Origin of the sequence: Pandoraea sp. LA3 (assembly GCF_022696215.1) — a bacterium.
In the GTDB taxonomy this organism is placed as follows: Bacteria; Pseudomonadota; Gammaproteobacteria; order Burkholderiales; family Burkholderiaceae; genus Pandoraea; species Pandoraea capi.
The window spans coordinates 63,944-86,551 of record NZ_PTPY01000039.1 but is presented as its reverse complement, the minus strand read 5'-3'; the positions used below and the strand labels follow the sequence as shown (position 1 = coordinate 86,551).

General features: G+C 64.0%; 16 protein-coding genes. 6 read left to right on the top strand and 10 right to left on the bottom strand.

The annotated features are described in order from the left end of the window. Positions 1 to 4: 4 nt before the first annotated feature. Both C5N93_RS25535 and C5N93_RS25530 read left to right on the top strand, forming a co-directional pair. A complete protein-coding gene (locus C5N93_RS25535; RefSeq protein ID WP_242561475.1) occupies positions 5 to 3,190 on the top strand; it encodes an efflux RND transporter permease subunit in 3,186 nt (1,061 codons plus the stop codon). Between the two features lie 12 nt (positions 3,191 to 3,202). Further along, positions 3,203 to 4,777, top strand: coding sequence for an efflux transporter outer membrane subunit (locus C5N93_RS25530; RefSeq protein WP_242561474.1), 1,575 nt, complete (start codon positions 3,203 to 3,205; stop codon positions 4,775 to 4,777). 203 nt (positions 4,778 to 4,980) lie between these two features. Here the strand turns inward: C5N93_RS25530 and C5N93_RS25525 are convergent, their stop codons facing one another. Then, on the bottom strand, positions 4,981 to 5,118 hold the full coding sequence (locus C5N93_RS25525; protein ID WP_242561473.1) for a hypothetical protein: 138 nt from the start codon (positions 5,116 to 5,118) through the stop codon (positions 4,981 to 4,983). 141 nt (positions 5,119 to 5,259) lie between these two features. Here C5N93_RS25525 and C5N93_RS25520 point away from each other — a divergent pair, with 141 nt between their 5' ends. From C5N93_RS25520 to C5N93_RS25510, 3 genes are all read left to right on the top strand, one after another. After that, positions 5,260 to 5,682 carry an RcnB family protein gene (locus C5N93_RS25520; protein ID WP_242561472.1) on the top strand — a complete coding sequence of 141 codons (423 nt, stop codon included), beginning with the start codon at positions 5,260 to 5,262 and terminating at the stop codon, positions 5,680 to 5,682. A gap of 473 nt (positions 5,683 to 6,155) precedes the next feature. Then, positions 6,156 to 7,271 (top strand): HPP family protein, encoded by a 1,116-nt coding sequence (locus C5N93_RS25515; protein ID WP_242561471.1) that lies wholly within the window; start codon positions 6,156 to 6,158, stop codon positions 7,269 to 7,271. A 259-nt stretch (positions 7,272 to 7,530) separates the two neighbouring features. Further along, positions 7,531 to 8,358, top strand: a complete 828-nt coding sequence (locus tag C5N93_RS25510; protein ID WP_242561470.1) for a hypothetical protein — start codon at positions 7,531 to 7,533, stop codon at positions 8,356 to 8,358. 96 nt (positions 8,359 to 8,454) lie between these two features. Here the strand turns inward: C5N93_RS25510 and map are convergent, their stop codons facing one another. The 7 genes from map to C5N93_RS25460 form a co-directional block, all read right to left on the bottom strand. Beyond that, a complete protein-coding gene (map, locus tag C5N93_RS25505) occupies positions 8,455 to 9,285 on the bottom strand; it encodes a type I methionyl aminopeptidase (protein WP_242561469.1) in 831 nt (276 codons plus the stop codon). Then, positions 9,285 to 9,539 (bottom strand): ParD-like family protein, encoded by a 255-nt coding sequence (locus C5N93_RS25500; RefSeq protein ID WP_069343747.1) that lies wholly within the window; start codon positions 9,537 to 9,539, stop codon positions 9,285 to 9,287. The genes map and C5N93_RS25500 overlap by 1 nt, the downstream gene beginning before the upstream one ends. 120 nt (positions 9,540 to 9,659) lie before the next feature. Next, a complete protein-coding gene (locus C5N93_RS28405) occupies positions 9,660 to 13,790 on the bottom strand; it encodes an autotransporter outer membrane beta-barrel domain-containing protein (protein ID WP_277990468.1) in 4,131 nt (1,376 codons plus the stop codon). A gap of 466 nt (positions 13,791 to 14,256) precedes the next feature. Further along, on the bottom strand, positions 14,257 to 15,363 hold the full coding sequence (locus C5N93_RS25475; RefSeq protein WP_242561468.1) for a porin: 1,107 nt from the start codon (positions 15,361 to 15,363) through the stop codon (positions 14,257 to 14,259). 271 nt (positions 15,364 to 15,634) lie between these two features. Further along, positions 15,635 to 16,723, bottom strand: coding sequence for an ABC transporter ATP-binding protein (locus tag C5N93_RS25470; protein WP_242561467.1), 1,089 nt, complete (start codon positions 16,721 to 16,723; stop codon positions 15,635 to 15,637). Between the two features lies 1 nt (position 16,724). Continuing rightward, positions 16,725 to 18,449, bottom strand: coding sequence for an iron ABC transporter permease (locus C5N93_RS25465; RefSeq protein ID WP_242561466.1), 1,725 nt, complete (start codon positions 18,447 to 18,449; stop codon positions 16,725 to 16,727). Positions 18,450 to 18,451: 2 nt separating this feature from the next. Next, positions 18,452 to 19,591, bottom strand: a complete 1,140-nt coding sequence (locus tag C5N93_RS25460; RefSeq protein WP_242561465.1) for an ABC transporter substrate-binding protein — start codon at positions 19,589 to 19,591, stop codon at positions 18,452 to 18,454. Between the two features lie 216 nt (positions 19,592 to 19,807). Here C5N93_RS25460 and C5N93_RS25455 point away from each other — a divergent pair, with 216 nt between their 5' ends. Continuing rightward, positions 19,808 to 20,626 (top strand): alpha/beta hydrolase, encoded by an 819-nt coding sequence (locus C5N93_RS25455; RefSeq protein ID WP_242561464.1) that lies wholly within the window; start codon positions 19,808 to 19,810, stop codon positions 20,624 to 20,626. 55 nt (positions 20,627 to 20,681) lie between these two features. Here C5N93_RS25455 and C5N93_RS25450 read toward each other — a convergent pair whose 3' ends face one another. Both C5N93_RS25450 and C5N93_RS25445 read right to left on the bottom strand, forming a co-directional pair. Next, on the bottom strand, positions 20,682 to 21,623 hold the full coding sequence (locus C5N93_RS25450; RefSeq protein WP_242561463.1) for a proline iminopeptidase-family hydrolase: 942 nt from the start codon (positions 21,621 to 21,623) through the stop codon (positions 20,682 to 20,684). Further along, positions 21,620 to 22,507, bottom strand: coding sequence for a carbon-nitrogen hydrolase family protein (locus C5N93_RS25445; protein ID WP_242561462.1), 888 nt, complete (start codon positions 22,505 to 22,507; stop codon positions 21,620 to 21,622). Before C5N93_RS25445 ends, C5N93_RS25450 begins: the two co-directional genes overlap by 4 nt. Positions 22,508 to 22,608: the final 101 nt, after the last annotated feature.

The window sequence follows — 22,608 nt, the reverse complement described above, 5'->3', positions numbered from 1 at the left end:
CGTCATGAACATCTCAAAATTCTTTATCGACCGGCCCATATTTGCGGGCGTGTTATCGGTCCTCACGCTGCTGGCCGGCCTGATCGCCGTGTTCCAGCTGCCGATTTCGGAATACCCGGAAGTGGTTCCGCCGTCGGTCGTCGTGCACGCTCAATACCCCGGCGCGAACCCGAAGGTGATCGCCGAGACCGTTGCATCGCCGCTCGAAGAGCAGATCAACGGCGTGGAAAACATGCTGTACATGCAGTCGCAGGCCAATAGCGACGGCAACCTCACCACGACGGTGACCTTCCGTCTGGGCACTGACCCGGACAAGGCCCAGCAGCTCGTGCAGAACCGTGTCTCGCAAGCGCTGCCGCGCCTGCCGGACGACGTGCAGCGTCTTGGCGTGACGACGATCAAGTCCTCGCCCACGCTCACGATGGTGGTGCACCTGATCTCGCCGAACGACCGCTACGACATGACGTATCTGCGCAACTACGCGCTCATCAACGTCAAGGATCGCCTCTCGCGCATCAAGGGCGTGGGCGAAGTGCAGATGTGGGGCGCCGGCGACTACTCGATGCGTGTCTGGCTCGATCCGGCCAAGGTTGCCCAGCGCGGCCTGACGGCGTCTGACGTGGTGAAGTCGATCCGTGAACAGAACGTGCAGGTCGCCGCCGGTGTGATCGGCGCAACGCCGGCCGGTCCGAACACGCCGCTGCAACTGAACGTGAACACGCGCGGTCGTCTGAACACGGAAGAAGAGTTCCGCGACATCATCCTGAAGACCTCGCCGGACGGTGCCGTCACGCACCTGAGCGATGTGGCGCGCGTGGAACTCGACGCGTCGTCGTACAGCCTGCGCTCGCTGCTCGACAACAAGCCGGCCATCGGCCTCGGTATCAACCAGTCGCCGGGCGCGAACTCGCTGCAAATTTCGGACGATGTCCGTGCTGCGATGGTCGACCTGCAAAAGGACATGCCCCCGGGCGTGGAATACCGTATCGCGTATGACCCGACGCAGTTCGTTCGCTCGTCGATCGAAGCCGTCGTGCACACGCTGCTCGAAGCCATCGCCCTGGTGGTGATCGTGGTGATCGTGTTCCTGCAAACCTGGCGCGCGTCGATCATCCCGCTGCTCGCCGTGCCGGTCTCGATCGTCGGCACGTTCGCCCTGCTGCTCGGCTTCGGCTACTCGATCAACGCGTTGTCGTTGTTCGGGATGGTGCTAGCGATCGGTATCGTGGTGGACGACGCCATCGTGGTGGTGGAAAACGTCGAACGGAACATTGCTGCCGGGCTTTCGCCGAAGGAAGCGACGTATCAGGCCATGCGCGAAGTGAGCGGTCCGATTATTGCGATTGCGTTGACGCTCGTGGCTGTGTTCGTGCCGCTCGCCTTCATGTCGGGTCTGACGGGGCAGTTCTACAAGCAGTTCGCCATGACCATCGCCATCTCGACGGTGATCTCGGCCTTCAACTCGCTCACGCTGTCGCCGGCCATGGCCGCCCTGCTGCTCAAGGACCATCACGCCAAGCCGGACTGGCTTACGCGTCAGATGAACCGTTATCTGGGTGGCTTCTTCAACGCGTTCAACCGCGTGTTCCATCGCGGCTCGGAGAAGTATGGCCACGGCGTGACCCGCGTGATCGGTCGCAAGGCCGTCATGATGGCGATCTTCGCGGTGCTGCTGGGTATCACCGTGCTGCTGGGCAAGATCGTGCCGGGTGGTTTCGTGCCGGCGCAGGACAAGGAATACCTGATCGCATTCGCGCAGTTGCCCAACGGGGCTTCGCTCGACCGCACGGACAAGGTGATCCGCGACATGTCGGAGATCGCGCTGAAGACCCCTGGCGTGAAGAACGCCGTGGCCTTCCCGGGTCTGTCGGTCAACGGCTTCACCAACTCGTCGTCCGCAGGGATCGTGTTCGTCACGCTCAAGCCGTTCAGCGAGCGTAAGGACAAGTCGCTGTCGGCCGGTGCCATCGCCGCGAAGCTCAACGGCGAGTACGCGAAGAACAAGGACTCGTTCATCGCCGTGTTCCCGCCCCCGCCGGTGCTGGGTCTGGGTACGCTCGGCGGCTTCAAGCTGCAAGTGGAAGACCGTGGTGCGCTCGGCTACGAAGCCCTGAACGACGCAACGCAGGCGTTCATCAAGAAGGCCTCGCAGACGAAGGAACTGGGCCCGACGTTCTCGTCGTACCAGATCAACGTGCCGCAGTTGAACGTCGACCTCGACCGTGTGAAGGCCAAGCAGTTGGGCGTGCCGATCACCGACGTGTTCGACACCATGCAGATCTACCTCGGCTCGCTGTACGTGAACGACTTCAACAAGTTCGGCCGCGTGTATCAGGTCCGTGTGCAAGCCGACGCGCCGTATCGTGCGCATGCCGACGACATCGGCCTGCTCAAGACACGTAACAACAACGGTGAAATGGTCCCGCTCTCGTCGCTGGTGAAGGTCTCGCCGACGTACGGTCCGGAAATGGTGGTTCGCTATAACGGCTACACCGCTGCCGACATCAACGGGGGTCCGGCGCCGGGTTACTCGTCGGGTCAGGCCCAGGCCGCCGTGGAACGTATCGCTGCCGAAACGCTGCCGCGTGGTGTGAAGTTCGAATGGACGGACCTGACGTATCAGCAGATTCTCGCGGGCGACTCGGCGCTGTGGGTATTCCCGATCTCGGTGCTGCTGGTGTTCCTGGTGCTGGCCGCTCAGTACGAAAGCCTGACGCTGCCGCTGGCTGTGATCATGATCGTGCCGATGAGCATCATGTCCGCGCTGTTCGGTGTGTGGCTCACGCGAGGGGATAACAACATCTTCACGCAGATCGGTCTGATGGTGCTGGTGGGGCTCTCGGCGAAAAACGCGATTCTGATCGTGGAATTCGCCCGGGAACTGGAAATGCAGGGACGCACGGCCATTGCGGCCGCCATTGAAGCCAGCCGTCTGCGTCTGCGCCCGATTCTGATGACGTCCATCGCGTTCATCATGGGTGTGGTGCCGCTGGTGACGTCGACCGGCGCCGGTTCGGAAATGCGTCATGCGATGGGTGTGGCCGTGTTCTTCGGCATGATCGGGGTAACGGGTTTCGGCCTGATCCTGACGCCGGTGTTCTACGTGCTGCTCCGTACGCTGGCCGGCAAGAAGCCGCTGCATAGTGCGCACGCGTCGACCATGCCCGCCAACGTCAAGGCCGAAGTCTGAAGGATGCCAATCATGCAATCGCAATGGATCAAACGTAGTCTGGGCGTCTCGGGCTTGCTCGCCACCCTGCTGGTGGTGGCGGGCTGCTCGATGGCCCCCACATATGAAGTGCCGAAGGTGACCGACAAGGGCACGCCGACGGCCTTCAAGGAAGCAGCCCTGCCGGCCGGTCAGGCCGGCACGTGGAAGACGGCCGAGCCGTCGGAAGCCGTGGCGCGCGGCGAATGGTGGAAAGTGTTCGGCGACGCTACGCTCGACAAGCTCGAAGACGACGCGCTGGCAGCCAACCAGAACCTGAAGGCTGCCGCCGCCCGCGTGCAGGAAGCGCGCGGCGTGCAGCGTCAGGCACGTGCCGCGCTGTTCCCCACGCTCGATGCCGGGTTCGGGCCGACGCGTCAGAAGATCTCGCCGGCGTCGCAGTTGCAGCCGGGCGGCACGAACATCGCGCCGTACACGCTGTGGCGCGCACAGGCGAGCGTCGGGTACGAAGTCGACCTGTTCGGTCGCGTGTCGGATAACGTCGCCGCCGCCCGTGCGGACGCCGAGCAGAGCGAAGCGCTGTATCGCTCGGTGCAGCTGGCGCTGCAAGCCGACGTGGCACAGAACTACTTCAACCTGCGCGAGCTCGACGCCGAACAGGCGCTGTACACGCAAACGGTCACGCTGCGCGAAGAAGCCCTGAAGCTTGTGCAGCGTCGCTTTACCGAAGGCGATATCGGCGAGTTGGACGTGGCGCGCGCCAAGGCCGAGCTGGCCACGGCGCAGTCCGATGCGCTGGCGGTCGCTCGCCTGCGGGCAGCGTCGGAGCACAGCCTGGCGATTCTGCTGGGCAAGACGCCGGCGGAATTCACGTTCACGCCCGCCCCGCTCGTGCCGGTGACGGTTCGCGTGCCGGCGGGTCTGCCCTCGGCGCTGCTGGAGCGTCGTCCGGACATCGCGGCCGCCGAGCGTGCCATGGCCGCAGCGAATGCGCGGATCGGCGTGGCGAAAGCCGCGTTCTTCCCGTCGCTCTCGCTGACCGGCTCGGGCGGCTTCGAAGCGGCAACGCTGGGCGACCTGTTCAACTGGTCGAGCCGTACGTTCCTGCTCGGCCCGGTGGTCGGCGGTCTGCTCTCGATGCCGATCTTCGACGGCGGCGCGCGCAGCGGCAACTTGTCGCGTGCCCGTGCGCAGTACGAAGAAGACGTGGCGAACTATCGTCAGCAAGTGCTCGTGGCGTTCCAGGAAGTCGAAGACAACCTGTCGAATCTGCGCCTGCTCGATCAGCAGACGCGTGCACAGGACGACGCCGTCAAGGCATCGAGCCGCGCCGCACAGCTCTCGCGCACGCAGTATCAGGAAGGCTCGATCGCCTATCTGGATGTCATCGATGCCGAGCGCACCGTGTTGCAGTCGCAACGCAGCGCCGTGCAACTGGCCGGTGCGCAGGCGGTATCGACCGTGAACCTGATCCGCGCACTGGGCGGTGGCTGGGGCGATCTGCCCAAGTCGCCGACGCCGGCCGATGCAGCCACTGCACCGACGGCGGCCGCACCGGGTACACCGCAGACGTCCGGCGCCGCCAACGCGACGGTGGCTGCACGTTGATTCATGTTGGACTGAGTTGGACTGAGTCGCACTGACTGAGCTGCGACCGGCAGGGGGTTCGCCCCCGAGGATCCCCTGCCAGCATGGATGCATCGAACCGGCGGCCGCGCTCGTACCCCCAAGACGAGAGACGCGCCGACCCGCCCCCGACGCGCGCCTGGCGTGCCGCCGGTCTCGATGCGCCTCACGCGTCGCGTGAAGGCTCAGTCGTAGCAGGTTTCTTCCCTGCGTCCCTGCTTGCCCGGTACATGCCCCAGGTCAAAGACCCCGGGCAAGTCCGGGCTCTTTTTTTGCCGACGATGGTAGGATGGACGCACGGTTTTCGCTTTCTTGCCGCTCATATTGCATCTCCGGGGTCCATTCCCCGACATCGACCATGCGAACGGCATGACGGCGGCAACCGTTGCTGGCAAGTCATCTCGAATGCTTCCCCCGAGTGCGGTCCTTCGATCCGACGGACCCTACGATAAGGAGTGCAAACAATGAAGATGCGCAAGACACTGTCGCTGTGCCTCGCCGCCGGTCTGGCGGTTTCCTCATCCCTCGTCCTCGCGCAGGGCGGCCCACCGCCGCAGGGTGGCCCAGGGGGTCCGCCGGGACATCAGCCGGGTGGCCCGCACGGCGGTCCTCCGGGACACGGCCCTCAGAAGGGACACCCTGGCGGTCCGCCGCCACGCGCGCAAGGCGGTCCCGGCGGTCCGGGCAACGATGCATGGCAACACCCCGATTGGCGCAAGGGCGACCGCGTACCGCAGCAGTATCGTGACGCCCAGTACCGCGTCGACGATTACCGCCAATATCATCTCGACGCCCCCAAGCGCGGTCATCACTGGGTTGGCGTGGGCGGCGACTTCCTGCTGGTCAACGGCTCGGGCGTCATCGTCCAGATCGTAGGCGGACACTGATAGGCCGCCGGCGTCGGGCAGTCGCTCCGGCGTCGCGAAATTCCGCTGACTCGCCAGCCATGCGGCAGCGCGCAAAGCTCTGCCGCATTTTCATTCGCGCCGTTTCATTCCCGCCTTTCCTGCCGCGCCTCCTGCGCCTAACTGCCGCTCGCGTCTCTCCAGCCTCGTGCTACGCCCAGCAGATATCTCGACGCACCGTCATCCGTGCGCACCACCTCACGTTTGACTGTCCGCATGCGCACCAGCCTCCCCGCACTCCCCGCTCAGCAACCTTCACGCCCTATACGTCTCGTTTTCCTCATTTTGGTGCGCCGCTTTGCCCACAGCTTGGTAGGAACGCCGATTTCGCTGCGACGCAGCATTAAAATCACGCGCTCCCGCCCTCCCAATTCATCGATATACGATATATCATGCACAAAATATCAAGACGCCGCCCCAAGAAGGTGCGGCCGATGGAGCGGGATGACATGGCAATGACACGACGTGACGTAAGCGACTGGATGGCGGGCTTCCTCCCTGCCGTAGCGGCGGTGCACCTGCGCGAGCGGCTTCGCGCGGGCATCGGCGCCCTCTGTGGCATCGGTCTGACCGGCGGCCTGATGCTCTGGTTGCTCGGCCCGGCGACCTACATCCCCTGGCTGGTGGCGCCGATGGGCGCCTCCGCTGTTCTGCTGTTCGGCGTGCCTGCCAGTCCTCTCGCACAGCCGTGGTCGATTCTCGGCGGCAATCTGGTCGCGGCGCTAGTCGGCGTGACGTGCACCATGTTCATCCCCAGCCCGGTCATTGCGGCCGCCGCGGCGGTAGGCGTATCCATCGCATTGATGTTCACGCTGCGCTGCGTGCACCCGCCCTCGGGCGCCGTCGCCCTGACGGCCGTGCTGGGCGGCCCTTCGGTCCATGCGCTGGGTTACGGCTTCGTGCTCGAACCGATTGCGTTGCAAACCGTCATGCTGCTCGGCTCCGCCATCGCCTATCACGCGATCACCGGTCACCGTTACCCGCATGCCGTGCGCGCTCAGGCGCCTGCGAAGCCGGTCAACGCGCAGGCGATTCCGGTCACGACGGCCGATGCTGAGAAGGCCCTCGCCCGCCGCAGCGAACTCCTCGACATTTCGGCAGACGATCTGGCAAGCCTGCTTCGCGACACGCAGCGCGAGGCCTATGCACGGCGCGCGCGTGAATTGACGGCAGCCGACGTCATGGGCCCGCCGCTGGCGAAGGTGCAGGCGCACGACGAGGCGCCGGCCGCATGGCGGTTGTTGCAGCGTCACGGACTGGATGTGCTGCCCGTCGTCGATGGCGACGCACGTGTGATCGGCCTGGTGACGCGTCACGATCTGCACGCGCGGCGCGCTCGCGCACAACGCTGGCCGCGCTTCGCGACATCGTTCGGCTCGGGACAACGCCCGGCGATACGTGACCTCATGCAGGGCGAGCTGAAATCGGCGACCGCCGGTATGCCGCTCTCCGAACTCGTGCCGCTGCTCGCGACGCAACGTCACGGCACGTTGCCCGTGCTCGACGATGCCGCCCGACTGGTTGGCGTTATCACGCACGCCGAAGTGCTTCGCAAGGTGATGAGCGCATAGCGCTTGGCCCCACGCCTGACACGCCTGGCTTAACACGCATCACCACCATCGCCCTGCCCTCAGACTCTCCTGCGTCGCCCCGCCACACGGTGGGCCGACGCGTGCTTCAGCCCTCCCCAACGCGGCATCGAGACTGCCCTCAAGCCCCCTCCCCAAGCCGCGATTGTCAGCCGTAGGCCGATCTGCAAGAATGGCGGCGTTGTAACGCACAACGCCGTACAGCTTCGATCAACGAAGCGATATTCGCTCAGGGGGAAACATGGAACCGATAACGTTCAAGCAGTGTTTCAAGGGAGCATGGATCGACGGTTTTAACGCGTTGCGAAGCCGGCCATTGTTGTGTGTATCGGTCGCGGTGGTCATTCTCGTGTCGTCGGCACTCGGTATTTCTCTCAAGCAACTCGCGCAGGCCGCCGCGCAAAACGGCGACACGGCGGGCTACCGTTTCAATCTCGCACTCACCTCGCTAGGTGTCGCCTTCGTCAACACCGTGGCGGTCGCGATACTTTCCGTTCACGTTCTACGTTACGTGGTACTCGGCCCGGAAGCCGCACGGCAAGCACCCTGGATGGGACGCGATGTGTGGCGTTATCTCTGGCTGACGCTCCAGATCGTGATCGGCGGTGTCATCGTGGGATTCGTACCGGCTTTTCTCATCGGTCTGGCGCTGGGGCTGGCCAAGAGTACCAACGCCTTAGCGTTGATGGCGACTTTCCTCGTGCTCGTCGCGTGTGCCGTCATCTTTATCGGGGTACGCGTCTCGTTGATTTACGGCCAGATCGCCGCAGGACGAAGTAAACGCTGGCGGGCCGCCTGGCAGGATTCCCGTGGTCATTTCTGGTCGATGTTCGGCACGGCCTTGGCGGCGATACTGCCCCTGTTTGCCGTGGGCCTCGTCTTGACATTGCTGCTGGGACTCACAATAAAACTGATGCCGGACGTCACCGTCGCAGTGCTGGGGTCACTGATGCTGAAAACCGTGTTTACCGTGGTGTGGGTCGCAGTGGGATGCGGTGTAGCGGGCTGGCTTTACCACCGTTACGCCCATCAGTTGCTCGATCTCGAAGGTGCGCCCGACGACGTCTGAGCGTCGCGTGAGCAAAAAAGGGGGCGCAGTTCAGTCTGCGCCCCCTTTTTCTTTCTTATCAGCCGTCGGTCGACGGTCGTTCGACCGTCGTTAGGATTACGCCGCGTTCACTGCAGCAACGCCGCTGTCCAGCGCGCCATAACGCGCATACTCACCCAGTCCGTCCGGCCATTGCGTGAGCACCTGAAAACCGGTCTCGGTCACGGCGACCATGTGTTCCCACTGCGCGGAGAGCGAGCGGTCGCGCGTCACGACTGTCCAGCCGTCGGCCAGTTGCTTCGTGTCGGGCTTGCCGACATTGACCATCGGCTCGATGGTGAAAATCATGCCAGGACGCAGCGTCAGCCCCGTGCCCGGACGGCCGTAATGCAGCACCTGCGGGTCGTCGTGATACGTCGTGCCGATGCCGTGACCGCAGTAATCGCGCACGATGCTGAAGCCTTCGCGATGCGCTACCGTCTGAATCGCATAGCCCACGTCACCGAGCGTCGCGCCGGGGCGCACCGCACGAATGCCCGCGAGCATCGCCTCGTAGGTCGTGTCGACCAGACGCTTGGCCAGAATGCTCGGCTTGCCCGCGTAATACATACGGCTCGTGTCGCCGTACCAGCCGTCCTTGATGAGCGCGACGTCGATGTTCACGATATCGCCGTCGTGGAGCTTCTTGTCGCCGGGAATGCCATGGCAGACAACGTGATTCACCGACGCACACACCGTCTTCGGATACCCGTGATAGCCGATATTGGCCGGAATGGCCTTGAGTTCGTTCACGATGAAGTCGTGGCACAGACGGTCGAGTTCGTCGGTCGTGACGCCCGGCTTCACATGCTCGCCGATCATCGCGAGCACTTGCGCGGCCATCTCCCCGGCGCGACGCGACAGGGCAACTTCTTCGTTCGAGCGGATTACAACGCGTTCGCGCACCATTACGCCACCTTGTTCAATACGGTGACGGGTGCACCGGTTGCTGGAGAAGCGACGGTCCCGGTCTCTCCGACCGGGCCGCCTTCTGATTCGATGAGTCGACGGCAGATCTCGCCGTAACTCAACGTCGGATTCAATTCGGCGAGCATGCCGACGCGCAGCCAATGCTCGGCTTGCGCGTTGATCGAGCGACTGAGCGCGCCGCTGGTGTTGCGCAGCGCCTCATGCATTTGCTCCGATATCTTGACGATACCCATGTTGCGGGCTCCATATATACGAAATAGCTACGAAACGTATATTAGCAGCCTTACGCCGAATTGTCTTCCCTGCACCACCCCGGCCAACCCGGCGATCGACGCCGGTTGGCGCTCAGGCCATCACCAGGTCAGCCGGACGCCGGCATTGCCTTCGACCGTACGGCGATAATCGCCGCCCATATTGAACCAGTACCCTGCCGTCAGATAGACGCTCACCTTCTGGTTCACGCGCGCGTAGATGCCACCGCCCACGTGTCCCTGCGTCGAGCCGACGTTCGTGGTGAAGCGATCCGCGCCGGAGTACGTCACCGTGTCGGACCCGCCGAAGTAGCGCAGCACGTCGAAGCGCAGATAAGGCTTCCAGTTCACCCCGCTGGCCTGGAACTGGGATTGCAGACGCAGCCCCAGCCGCCCGATCACCTCGTTGGCACTCTTGAACGAGACGGTTGCCGCCGGGTCGGTCAGGTCGTTGATGTGGGAATACTGATAGATCAACTGCGCCTGCGGTTCGAGCGTCACGTTCTGAGAGACCGCGAACGGCAGCCCGCCTTCGACCGACGCCGTAAAGGCATTCGCACGCGTCGACGCCGTATTGCCCTGCAATGAACTCGGATTCACCGACGACGTGGTTCCCATCAACACCGTATCGGTATAGCCGCCGTTCGGGGCGATGTGCGTCCAGTAGCCGCCGAAGCTGAACGCGTTCATCTGCAAGCTGCCTGCGGACAGATTCGGTGTGGCTAGGGCGAAACCGCTGACGTCGCCGCTCGCCCGGGCATATCCGGCGAACAGACCGTAGTGATTACGATGCCCGCTCTCGGTCGAGGCGGCGTAGAGATCCTGCCCGACCTGGAACCCGAAGATCGTGCCGCTGAACGACGGATTGACGCCGCCACTCAGGTCCTGCGACAGATGATCGCCCCACACACGGCCCCATCCGGCACGCAACGAACCGTCTTCGGAGAGCAGCGACTGCCCGCCGAGGCGATCGTGGAACGTGCCGATCTGCTGCACGGCCAGTTCGCGCAGGAGTGAAGGCACGGCGCTATAGACCGGCACCTCGGACCGATAGATCGGGGTGCCCGGATCGGTCGTCGGCGGAATCGGCACCGTCGGATCGACGACCAGCGGCGGTGGCGTCGTCGTGTCCGGCGTTCTTGAGCGCAGATACCAGTTATTCTCCGTGCCCGCGCTCACACCACCCCGATACAGGTAGTACGTGTATGCGCCCGCACTGGCCGAGCCGCCCCTGAAGGCACTTGTCGATGTCGTGCCGCCATTGGTTGCCTGCACGACCTGAATACCGTCGGCCAGTGTCTGCGCCCCGCTGCCCCCTGCGTTGACGATCTTCAGCGCCGTCGCACCGCTCGCACTGCCGCCGTTAATGACGATCTTGTCCGTCGGCGAGTTATCCGCGCCGAGCTGGGTGTTGAGCGTCGCATTCGCGTTCTGGCCGACGTAATTGCCCACCACGGTCAGCGTGTTGCCGACGCGGGAGCCGGCCAGTTGCAGCAGGCCGGCGTTCGTGAGCGTGCCCTGCACCGTGAAATTACCGGTACTACTCGAGGCAAACGCCGGTATGGCGTCGGCGACCGCAATCGTGCCGTTGTTCTGCACGTTGCCCGTCACGCTGCCGTAGCCGCCGAGCGTCGCACCGCTGGCCACCGTCACCGCCCCGCCTCCGGAGAGCGCGGCCGTCGGCGAGGTCGGCGCGCCAATGGCAAGCGTGCCCGCATTCACGTTCGTCGCGCCGGTGTAGCTGTTGTTGCCGTTCAGCAGCAACATGCCGCTACCCAGCTTGGTGAGCGCGCCCGTGCCTGTAATGCCCTGCGTGATCGTCGAATTGAACGCCTGCGTGTCGATCGTGCCGCCGTTGGTATCGAGCACGACGGGACGACCGGCAGCGAGATCGAAGCTCGCGCCGAGTTGCAGCGTGCCGCCGTTGAACGTCAACGTCCCGGCAGGTGCGCCGAGGCTGGCGTCCTGACTGACCGCGAGCGTGCCTGCAAACAGCGTCCAGGGCGTCAGCGCGGTTGTCGTGTTGTTCAATGTCCAGGTACTGGTTCCCGTCTTGTGATACGCGACGAAGCCCTGATACTGCGCCGCAGCTCCGATCAACGACGCATCGAACGCAGCGTTTTGCGCACCGCCCAGAATCAGTGTATTGGTCCCGGTGTTCGCATTGACCGTACCGTTGATGACCGAGGTCGCGCGCAGCTCCAGCGAGTTCGTTCCCCCGGTGAAGCGAACGGCGTCGTTCTGAACACCGGCACCGGATAAACCGCCGGTGATGGTCCCGGCGTTTTCCACCGTGATGTTCTGCCCCTGCACACCGACGCCACCGACGCCCGCGGGCCCGGCCGCGCCTCCGGTGCTGTCGCCCCCGCCTGTCCCGCCGACGATAGTCCCGGTGTTGATGATTCGCCCGCCATTGTTGGAGACGAAAACCCCCGCGCCGCCGGCGCCGCCCGTGCCGCCCACGCTGCTGGAACCGCCTCCGCCGCCCCGATTGCCGTCACCGCCGGTGATCGTGCCGCCGTTGGAAACCGTGCCGCCATCGGTCACGATCACACCGGCGCCACCCGCTCCGCCATTGCCCCCGGCAGACGCCGCGTTCCCGGCGCCGCCGCCCGTACCGCCACCGCCACCCTTGACCGTGCCGCCGGTCACGATGTTCACGGTACCGGTTCCTCCGATACGAACACCCGCACCGCCTTCGCTGCCCGTACCGCCGGACGTATTGGCGCCGTTGCCGCCGTTGCCCCCTTCGCCGCCGACAATGGCGCCGCTGTTGGTGACCGTACCGTTGCCGCTCAATGCAATCCCGTCGCCCCCCAGCCCGCCGCTTCCGCCACCGCCCGCGCTATCGTCGCCACCGACGCCGCCGACGATGCGTCCGGTAGCGGTGTTGAAGACGTTGCCGCTATTGAGCGACACGCCGTTACCGCCGGCAGCCGCCTCACCACCGACGCCCGCGCCGGTGCTGTTCCCGGCGCCGCCGCCGCGATTGCCTGCGCCGCCGAGAATCTGGCCGTTGTTGATGACAGTGCCGCCGCCGTCGAGCTTCACGCCGTCGCCACCGGCACCGCCATCCGCGCCGACACCGCCGGTGATCACGCCGCCAATGCCCGTGTTGACCTGACTCTGCGCATTGCCGCCACCGCCTGTCCCGCCGTTACCCCCGCGAATCGTGCCGCTTTGCTGGTTGATGACGGTACCGCTGCCATTGACGAGCACGCCGACACCGCCCGCACCGCCGAGTCCGCCGCTGCCGGCCACGGCGAGTGGCCCACCAGTGGCCAGTGCAAAGCCGCCGTTCTCGCCATTGCCGCCGTGACCGCCCGTGATGTTGCCGCTGTTGTTGACCGTACTGCCGCCGGACAGCGTCGCGCCGTGACCGCCCGCGCCCCCGTTACCGCCGCTGCCACCGTAAGGCGTAACACCCGGTGCCGCGCTGACTGAACCAGAGCCGCCGCCGTTGCCACCATTACCGCCGGTGACGGTCGCGCCCGCGTTGTTGACGAACGAGCCGCCCTGGAGAGAGACGACCGCGTCGCCGCCCGCGCCGCCATTGCCGCCGTTACCGGCGATGAGATTGTTCGCGTGACCGACGCCTTGTTGACCGGCATTGCCGTAGCCACCGCCACCGCCGCCGTTACCGCCGTTGCCACCGACCACAGAGGCATTGTTCGTCGACTGGCCGGACGTCGTCAGCACAACCCCCGTGCCGCCTTCGCCGCCACCGCCGCCATTGCCGCCGCCACCGCTCCCCGTGGTGTCCATGCCGCCGCCGCCGCCACCGATGCCGCCGTTGCCACCGCTAACGGTCTGCGTATTGGTGCCACCGGCGGTCAGGACTGCGCCGGTCCCCCCCGCGCCGCCACCGCCGCCGCCTGCGCCGTTCGCCGTCGGTCCGGTTGAATTGGCCGAGCCTCCCGTGCCGCCGGTACCGCCCGCACCACCGGGAAAGAGCGCGGCGCCCGAGCCTGCCGTACCGTCGGTCCCATTGCCACCGCCGCCGGCATTGGCGCCGCCTGCGCCACCCGCGCCACCATTTCCGGCATTGCCGTTGGTGTCCACACCGCCGCCACCACCACCGCTACCGCCGGTGCCGTTGGCATCGCTGGCGTTACCGCCTGCACCGCCGTTGGGGCTGCCCGCAGCGCCGGGCGTGCCACCGGTACACGTCGCACCGGGAGACGCCGAGCATCCCCCGGCCCCGTCTGTCGAGAAAGCGGGCGGCGCCATCATGCCCAATATCACGACCGCACTCGCCATTGCGATCGCGCGACGCAAAGGAAAATGCGGTGCACCGGGGATCACCGGCGCCGTCTGGATTTTCGGGAAATAGAATTGCAGGGAATGAAAACTACCGGGTACCGAGGAGAAATCGGTTGAATCGTTGAGGAGAGCTCTATCGAAATGTTGTTTCTGCTGAAACTGCCGGGAACCGCATTCTTTCACGTTACTGCTGGTACGACATTCGATACTTGGGGGCATATCGCCAGTCTCCATCGCAATTAAAACGCCGATGAAGTCTAACAAATCCTTACAACACACCAAACCCTCATTTCATTGAAACATTATTAACGAACAATGCAATCAATCATTAAAAAGTAATTTAAATTACGCAAATAGAAATTAAAATACCTGCGCAAAACCGATCATCGAGCGCGGGACGCAACCCCTGTTCGCCCCGCGCCTGACCGACGAACAATCAGAACCGGTGTCTCATGCCGATGCGCAACAATCCCTGCCCATTACTCGACGAGGCGCTCACGCCATAAATCTGCGCGACGCTCGCGGCGGCAGTGGAATCCGTGCCGCTGGCGCGCTGGTAGATTGCAAGCGCGTAGATGTCGGTGCGCTTCGACAAAAAGTAGTCGTACACCGCGCTCAATTGCTGGTAACCCGCCTTTTCCGCGCGCGTGAGCGTGTAAGCCGCCGAAATCACCACTGCATTCGACCACGTGTATTGCGCGTTGAATTCGTAGTTGTTCATCCTGGCCGTGCCGCTGAACGGCGTGGCGCTTGAGAACGAAACGTCCTTGAACTGGGTATTGGTGTAAAGCGTCCCGAGCTTGAGCGCCCCGAACTGATACGCACCGCCCGCACCGATCACCTGCAACGACTGTGCACTCGAATAGCCACGATTGACCGGGCTCGTCATGCTGCCGTCGTACATCGAGTTCAGCGGGTTCTGTGCATTCAGATAGCCGAAGCCCAAATGCACCGGTCCATTCTGATAACTTGCGCCGAAGCTGTAGATCTGATTCGTCTTCATCGATCCGGCAACACCACCAAAGCTGTATACCCCGCCGAAAGTGAAGCCGTTGTAATCCGCGCTGTTAAAACGCACTGAGCTATTCACGCGTGCCGTCGAATCGACGTTATCGGCATCGCCCGGGTGCGAGCTCATGAAGCCCACCAACTTGTTACTGGACGCGAGCGGCCCCAGAAACGTCCCCAGCGAATCGTAATGACGGCCCAGGGTCAGCGAGCCGTATCGGTTCGACGACAGGCCCACGAATGCCTGACGCCCGAACTCCCGGCCGTTGTTCGCGAGCTTGCCGTTGGTAATGTCGAATCCGTTTTCGAGACGGAAGATCGCCTGCAACCCCCCACCCAGATCCTCCGTGCCTCGCAGTCCCCAACGGTTCCCGTTCAACGCACCGCCCGCCATCTGCACATTGTGCGCCCCGCCCTGATTGGTCGTGTAGTTGATGCCGTTGTCCAGAATCCCGTATATCGTCACCTGACTTTGCGCCGCTGCATACCCACTCACCGTGAGCAGAGCGCCAGCAGCGATACATCTTTTTTTCATAATACGTAGTCCTAATTGATAAAAGCAATCGAATACCCGAAGCAAGCTGCGGGATCGAGCGAGAAGAAAAATGCGCATGCCAACGCCCTCGACAGGGCGCCCTGATGCCGGTGACGAAGGCATGCGGCACCTGCTGCTACCAAACCATCTCCTGCCATGCACGCGCCAGCCGCCTTCGCAGCCAGCACATACCCTCTCGGCAACGATCCGGCGTCGACCGTCATTCCGATCGTGTCGTCGACGCCGCCTTCATTGCCATGACTCGCCGCGCTCAGGTCGTCGCGCGAAACAACATGCAGCGCTCTTGCGGCAAACGCAGCCACAGTGTGCTGTCATCGACCTCGCGCGTCGTGCGAACCCGCATTTCCGAACCGCCCGCTGCCACCAGATATTCCATATGTGTCCCAAGGAAATCGCGCTGAAGCACGCTGGCACGAATGACGTTGGATGCCCCGTCCGGTCGCAGATCGCGCTCCGCCACGATTTCCATGTGATCCGCGCGAATGGCAATGTGGCCGGCGTCGCCCGGCGAGAGCAAACCGCCGGTTGCCTGCAAACGTTGCCCGTCGGACAGGCATAACGTCGGCTCGCCCATCGCGTCGAGCGATTCCACCGTGCACGCGAGCATGTTGCTGTGCCCCACGAAGTCCGCCACGAAGGGGCTTTTCGGGGATTGATATATCTCGCGCGGCGTACCGATCTGCACGATGCGCCCTGCACTCATCACCGCGATGCGGTCGCTGAGCGACAACGCCTCGTCCTGATCGTGGGTGACATAGACGGTGGTGATCTTCAGCCGTCGCTGCAACTCGCGCAGCCAGCCACGGGCACGCAGCCGCAGCGTGGAATCGAGATTCGACAGCGGCTCGTCGAGCAACAGCAACGTCGGCTCGTACACGAGCGTTCGGGCAAGCGCCACACGCTGCTGCTGGCCGCCCGACAATTCGTGCGGATAGCGCTGTGCGAGCGGCAGCATCTCGACGAGCGAAAGCGCCTCGTCGACCTTGTCGCGCATCGCCCGCGAACGCACGCCGCGCAACTTCAACGGGTACGCCACGTTCTCGCGCACCGTCATGTGCGGCCACAGCGCGTACGACTGGAACACCAATCCACAGTTACGCGACTCGGGCGGCAGTTCGATGCGTCGCGCGTCGTCGTAAAGCACCGTGTCACCGAGCGTGATGCGTCCGCCAGACGGCGTCTCCAGACCGGCGATGGAAAACAGCGTGGTCGACTTGCCGCAGCCGCTGGGCCCGAGCAAGGTCAGAAACTCTCCGTCGCGCACCTCCAGCGAGACCTGCTTGAGGATATCTACGTCGGCGTGACGCTTGCATAACGATTCGATTTTCAGAGCAGCCATGTTATTTCCCTACCTTCTTTCGACTGAGGATGCGAGCCACCGCGATCAACACCAACGTCAGCGTCAACTGAACGATCGAGAGCGCCGCCACCGGCCCGAAATCGCCATTCGTCCACAGACGCAGCATGGTCGGCCCGATCACCTGACTCGACGGCGCGACCAGAAACACCGCCGCCGCGTACTCCTTGAGAAAGCTCACGAAAAGCAGCAGATAGCTGCCTGCCATGGCGTGACGTCCCAGCGGCAGCACGACGTTGCGGCATGTCTGCCACCATGTCGCCCCGCAAGTGCGTGATGCCTGATCCAGTTCGCGGCCAATCTGCATGAACGTCGGCGCCATGGCGGCGAACGCGGTCGGCAGGTTACGCATGGAGAATGCGATGATGAGCAACCACAGGGTCCCGTACAGCACGCCCATGCCGGGCAACCACAGCGTGAGCCAGAGAAACCCGATGCCCACCACAATGCCGGGCACGGCGCGCGGCGCGAGACACAACACTTCGAGCCATCGCCCCGCCCGGAACGACGAGCGCTGCACACAAAGCACGACGAGGGCGACGAACGCGGTGGCGAGCGCGGCGCCGATACCTGCGACGAACAGGCTGTTGGTGATGGCATGCCAGTATTCCGGCTGCGTGAAAATCTGCGCGTAGTTGGATGTCGTCAGATAGGCCAGCGGCGAGACCAGCGGACTGAGAAACTGCACGGCCGAGCGCGCCAGCAGACCGACGATCGGCAGCAGGATCGTGATCGTCAGATAGCACCACCAGAGCATCGCCAACCCGTAACGCCACTTCCCCACCCGCAGCGGCCGATGCCGTTGTGCCTTACCGCGCAGCGTGACGAAGCGCTGGGTATTGCCGAGCACGCGCTGTTGAATCAGCACGAGAACCGCCACGCAAATCAGCATGCAGACCGCGGCCGCCCCGAGCAGGCCATAGTCGGGCGTGGTCTGGCCGAGCGCCTCGCGATACAGAAACGTCGTGAAGAACTCCAGGTTCGAGGGCGCGCCGAAGATCAGCGGAATCGAAAGCAGCTCCAGCCCGCCGACGAAGGCCAGCAACGCGCTGTAGAAGATCGACGGTCGCATGAGCGGCAACGTGATCGTGCGCATGACGCGCCAGGGCTTCGCACCGGTCGAGCGTGCCGCGTCTTCGAGCGATCCGTTGGACAGCGACAACGCACTGGAGCACAGCACGGTCACGTACGGCGCCTGCGACACCCCGGCAAGCACCCCCATGCCGAGAATGGAGTACAGATTCCATGGCGTGTCGGACAACCATCGTTGCACGGCCAGCGTGATATAGCCGGACGGGCCATAAAGCACGTACCACCCGAATGCCAGCACCAGTTGCGAGAGGTAGACGGGCAGCGCCATCACGCCACGCAGCCAACGCACGCCCGGCATCTCGAGACGGGTGAAGCAGAACGCCCCGAACACACCGACCACCGTAGCCACGAGCGTCGACACGATCGCGAGCATGAACGAGTTGCCCGCCGCCGACAGGAACGCCCGACTCGTGAGCAGGTCGACGTAATTGCGCACGGTCAGCGCCCCGCCGCCGTCGTAAAGCGGTCGATCGCTCAACGACTGGTACAGAACGAGACAGAGCGGCGTGGCAACGAGCAGCAGCGTGGCGAGGAACACCCATCGCGGCACCCACCGCTCGGCACGGAATCCGCGCTTGCTCGGTGTGGCCGGCCACGCACTGGAAAGCAAAGCCATGCTTACTTCCTCCCGCCGTTGAAGGTGGCCTGCCATTTGGCGACGAAACCCGCCTGCTCGCGCAGCATGTCCGGCGAGTATCCGATCTGGATCACGTTCTTCGGCCCGAGTTGTTCGAGGATTTGCGAATACGTGATGACGGGCACTTCGGCAGGCTTCACATCGCTGCGGTAGGGCACCAGACCGCCCTTCGCAATGTTGACCTGCCCGTCATGCGACAACAGCCAGTTCATGACCAGTCCCGCCGACGCCTTGTTCTGCGATTTGCGTGTGATGGCCATGCCGCGCGGCATGAGCGGCGTGCCGTCCTTGATGAGCGTCCAGCCAAGAATGTCGCCCCGGTTTTCCTGACGCAGGCGCTCGAAGAATGTCGCCCCCGACGCGAAGTACACGACCGCGTATTCGCCCGTCGTCACCTTCTCGATCATCGTCGCCCCGCTGCTCTCCAGTTGCGTCGCACGGGCCACCTTCTCCAGTGCGGGCCAACCGCGCTCACGGGCGTAAGTCCACTGCAAGACATAGGCGAACGCGTGCTTGGCAGCGTCATACGTCGTGATACGCCGGTTGAAGAGACCGGGAAACTGACTGGACAGGCGCGCCAGATCGGCCAGCGACTGCGGTCGCTTGTCCGCCGGCAGTAACAACTTGTTGTAGACGATGACCAGCGGATCGGTCGAGAACGTGTAGAGCCCGGGCAAGGGTTTGCTCCACGCCGGCAAGACCGCCGACTCGCTCGCAGCAAAAGGTTCGATGCCGTCCTTTTCGTGAAAACGCAGCCAGGCGTCGGGCGCCGCCGTGATGATGAGATCTGCGCTGCGGCGGCCGACCGAAGACTCGCTGTAGTAGCGCTCGAACACTTCGGCGGGGCCGAGGTGCAGCGCTTCGACCTTGAGCCACGGGTACTTCGCCTTCAGGCCCGCGAGAAACGGCGCCATGTTGGCGTTCGACAGATTCGAGTAGATCAGCACGCCCTGCTCACCACGGGCGCGCGCCTCCATGTCCTGCGAGGCCGGTGCCGCCAAGGCGGACGCCGTACCGCCCGTCAGACACGCCAGCGCGCCGGCCACCCCAACGCCGAGCACACGTCTGCGCGAGGTGTTCGCCACGAGATGGCCCGCGCCATGTTCGGATTTCGTTTCCAAATACGCCTCCAGTCACGCCAATCACTTGGCTTACGAGTTGCCTGATCGCTGCCACAAGATCTCACGATCAGCTTGATGTCAAATAGTAGCCAATTTAAGATACACTCACAACCGATCAATAACGTTGTTTACCTCCGGGGTATCCCTAATACGTGTCGTCTGACGGCGACCGGCGCCCCGGCTTCTGACCTCCCTTTCGTCAAAGGACCTGTGTTCGTGAAGCTCACCGCCTATCACGTTGGCGCGACGATGTCGTTCTCGTGCCGAATGGATCCGCGCTTCTCTTATTGCCTGTATGTCCCGCGAGACTATGCCGATGCAGGCCGTCCGCCATGCCGATTGTTGCTCGCCGTTCATGGCACCGAACGCGCGAACCAGCGTTTGCGCGACTTGTTCGCAACGTTCGCCGAGCAGGAAAACTACATCGTGGTCGCGCCGTTGTTTCCGGCAGACCTGAGCGACGACGGCGACATCGACGCCTACAAGTATCTGGTGCACGGCGAGATGCGTTACGACCTCATCGCCTGCGACATGCTCGACGAGGTGGCTGCTGCCTATGGGGTACAGGCCGACGAATCGCTCGTCTTCGGATTCTCGGGCGGCGCACATTTCGCGCATCGATTTCTCTACGGTCACGCGCCACGCGTGCGCGCCGCGTCCATCGCCGCGCCCGGCGGCATCACCCTGCCCGACGCAACGCAGCCGTGGTGGATCGGTGTGCAGGATTTCGAGGCGCGCTTCGGGCACCCCGTCGAATGGCATGCGCTCGGGCGCATTGCGCTGCATCTGGCGGTCGGCGCGGAAGATACGAATCCCAAGGGGATGATCCAGGGGCCGACGCATCCTCACTGGATGCCGGGTGCCGACGCCCTCGGCAGCACACGTGTCGCGCGCTTGCAGCGTCTGCGCGATGCGCTTCAGGAGGTCAATGCCAATGTGCGCTATGAAGCGCTCGACGGCGTGCGCCACGAGATGGCGCCGCTGGTCGACGCGGCGCAACGCTTCTTCGCGTCGCTGACGCCGCAGGCCGTCTGAACGGGACATGGCGGCCGCCGACATCGCGTCGGGCGGCCGCAGTGCCCGCCGTGCCCTAAGTCCCCAGCAAGAACGCCCGCAGGATCGAGCGATAGCGCTCCGGTGTTTCGTAAAACGGCATGTGCGACGCCTCGGGAATGACCGACAGTCGCGCATCGGGCAAGGCGTCGAACATCGCACGCGAACACGTCGGTGTCAGTTCGTCATGCTCCCCGCAAACGACCAGCGTCGGCACGGCAATGTCTTTCATGTCCGGCACGCGGTTCCACTCGCGCATATTCCCCGTGTACGTGAACTCGTTCGGGCCCTGCATCGTGCAATACGGCCCGCGCGGACCGTCGTTCCATTGCGCGAGCGAGCGCGTAAGTGCGTCGGGCCAATCTTTCAGACGACAGACGTGCCGATAGTTGAGCAATGTCACCGCAGCCACATATTCGGGGTGGGTCAGCGTTCCCGCCACTTCGTGCGCACGCATCATCGCCACCGTCTCCGGACCGAGCGCGGCCCGCAACCGTTCGAGTTCTCCACGAAGCTGCGGTATGTCGCAGGCCCCATCGGCAATGATGTAGCGGCTTACCCGCGACGGATGCGTCAGGCAGTACTCCGTGCCGAGCCACGTCCCCCACGAATGCCCCAGCAGGGCAAAGCGCTCGATACCCAACGCCGTGCGCACCTGTTCGACTTCGTCGACATACCGCGCCAATGTCCATAGCGCCGGGTCGTCCGGACGATCCGAGCGCCCGCACCCCAACTGATCGAAACACACCAGCGCGAAACCTTCGTCGAGCAGCCATTGATGCGGCTCGCGCAGATAGTCGCAGGGCAGCCCGGGGCCGCCGTTGAGCGCGAGCAAGACGCGCTCGCCCGCACGCGCGAGATCCCCGTCCACGTACGCCTGCACCTCATACCCCTCATGCCCCTCATGCCCCTCATGCCCCTCATGCCCCTCATGCCCTTGCGTCAGGCGGATACGGACCGATTCGTGACGATGCGTCATGCCTGCGCTCCCCAGACCACCTCCCGATCCTGATGCAGGCTGGGGATACGGGTGCGCGCCTGCGCAACGAGCTCCAGATCGATATCTGCTATGACGATTCCAGGCGACTCCCCCCCGTCCGCGAGCACCGTGCCCCAGGGATCGACGATCAGCGAGTGGCCGAAGCTGTAGCGCTCGCCATAGTGATGACCGCACTGCGCTGGCGCGATCACGAAGCATCCCGTCTCGATGGCGCGCGCCCGCACGAGCACATGCCAATGCGCCTCGCCGGTCACTTTCATGAACGCCGCAGGCATCGCTATCATCGACGCCCCGGCTTGCGCCAGCCCCCGGAAGAGATGCGGGAAACGCACGTCGTAGCAAATCGATAGCCCGAGCGCGCCCCACGGCGTGTCATGCACACGCGCATGCTGCCCCCGCTTGTACAGCCGCGACTCGGTGAAGCTGGACGATCCGGGTAGTGCGTCGAACAAATGGATCTTGTCGTAACGGCACACCGTTTCGCCGTCCGGCGAGAGCAGGAAGCTGCGATTGACGAGTTCGCCATCGTCATCGCGCACGGTCAGCGAGCCGACGAGCAACCAGAGACGCAATGACTTCGCGATAGCGGAAAACGCTGCCAGCGCGGCGTGCGACGACTCTGGCCGGGCATACGCCCTCGTGCGCTCGAAATCGGCATCGAGATAGTCGACGGCCTCGGGCAGCGCCACGAATTGCGCCCCGGCCTGAGCCGCGAGACGAATTTGCGCCAACGTGCGCAGCACATTGTCCTCGGCGTTATCACGCGCGCAGACCTGCACGCAAGCGACACGCAGATGGCGCGGCGCCATCGCCGCATCGGAAGCATCGGAAAAAGACGAGGAAGCTGGTGAAGCGTAGGACATGGAAATCTCCTTGATGAAGACATTCGGGACGCCCAAGCATAGACGAGGAAACTAATAACGGCTACTATTTTGGCTACTATTCGATAAGAGGCCAATGTGCC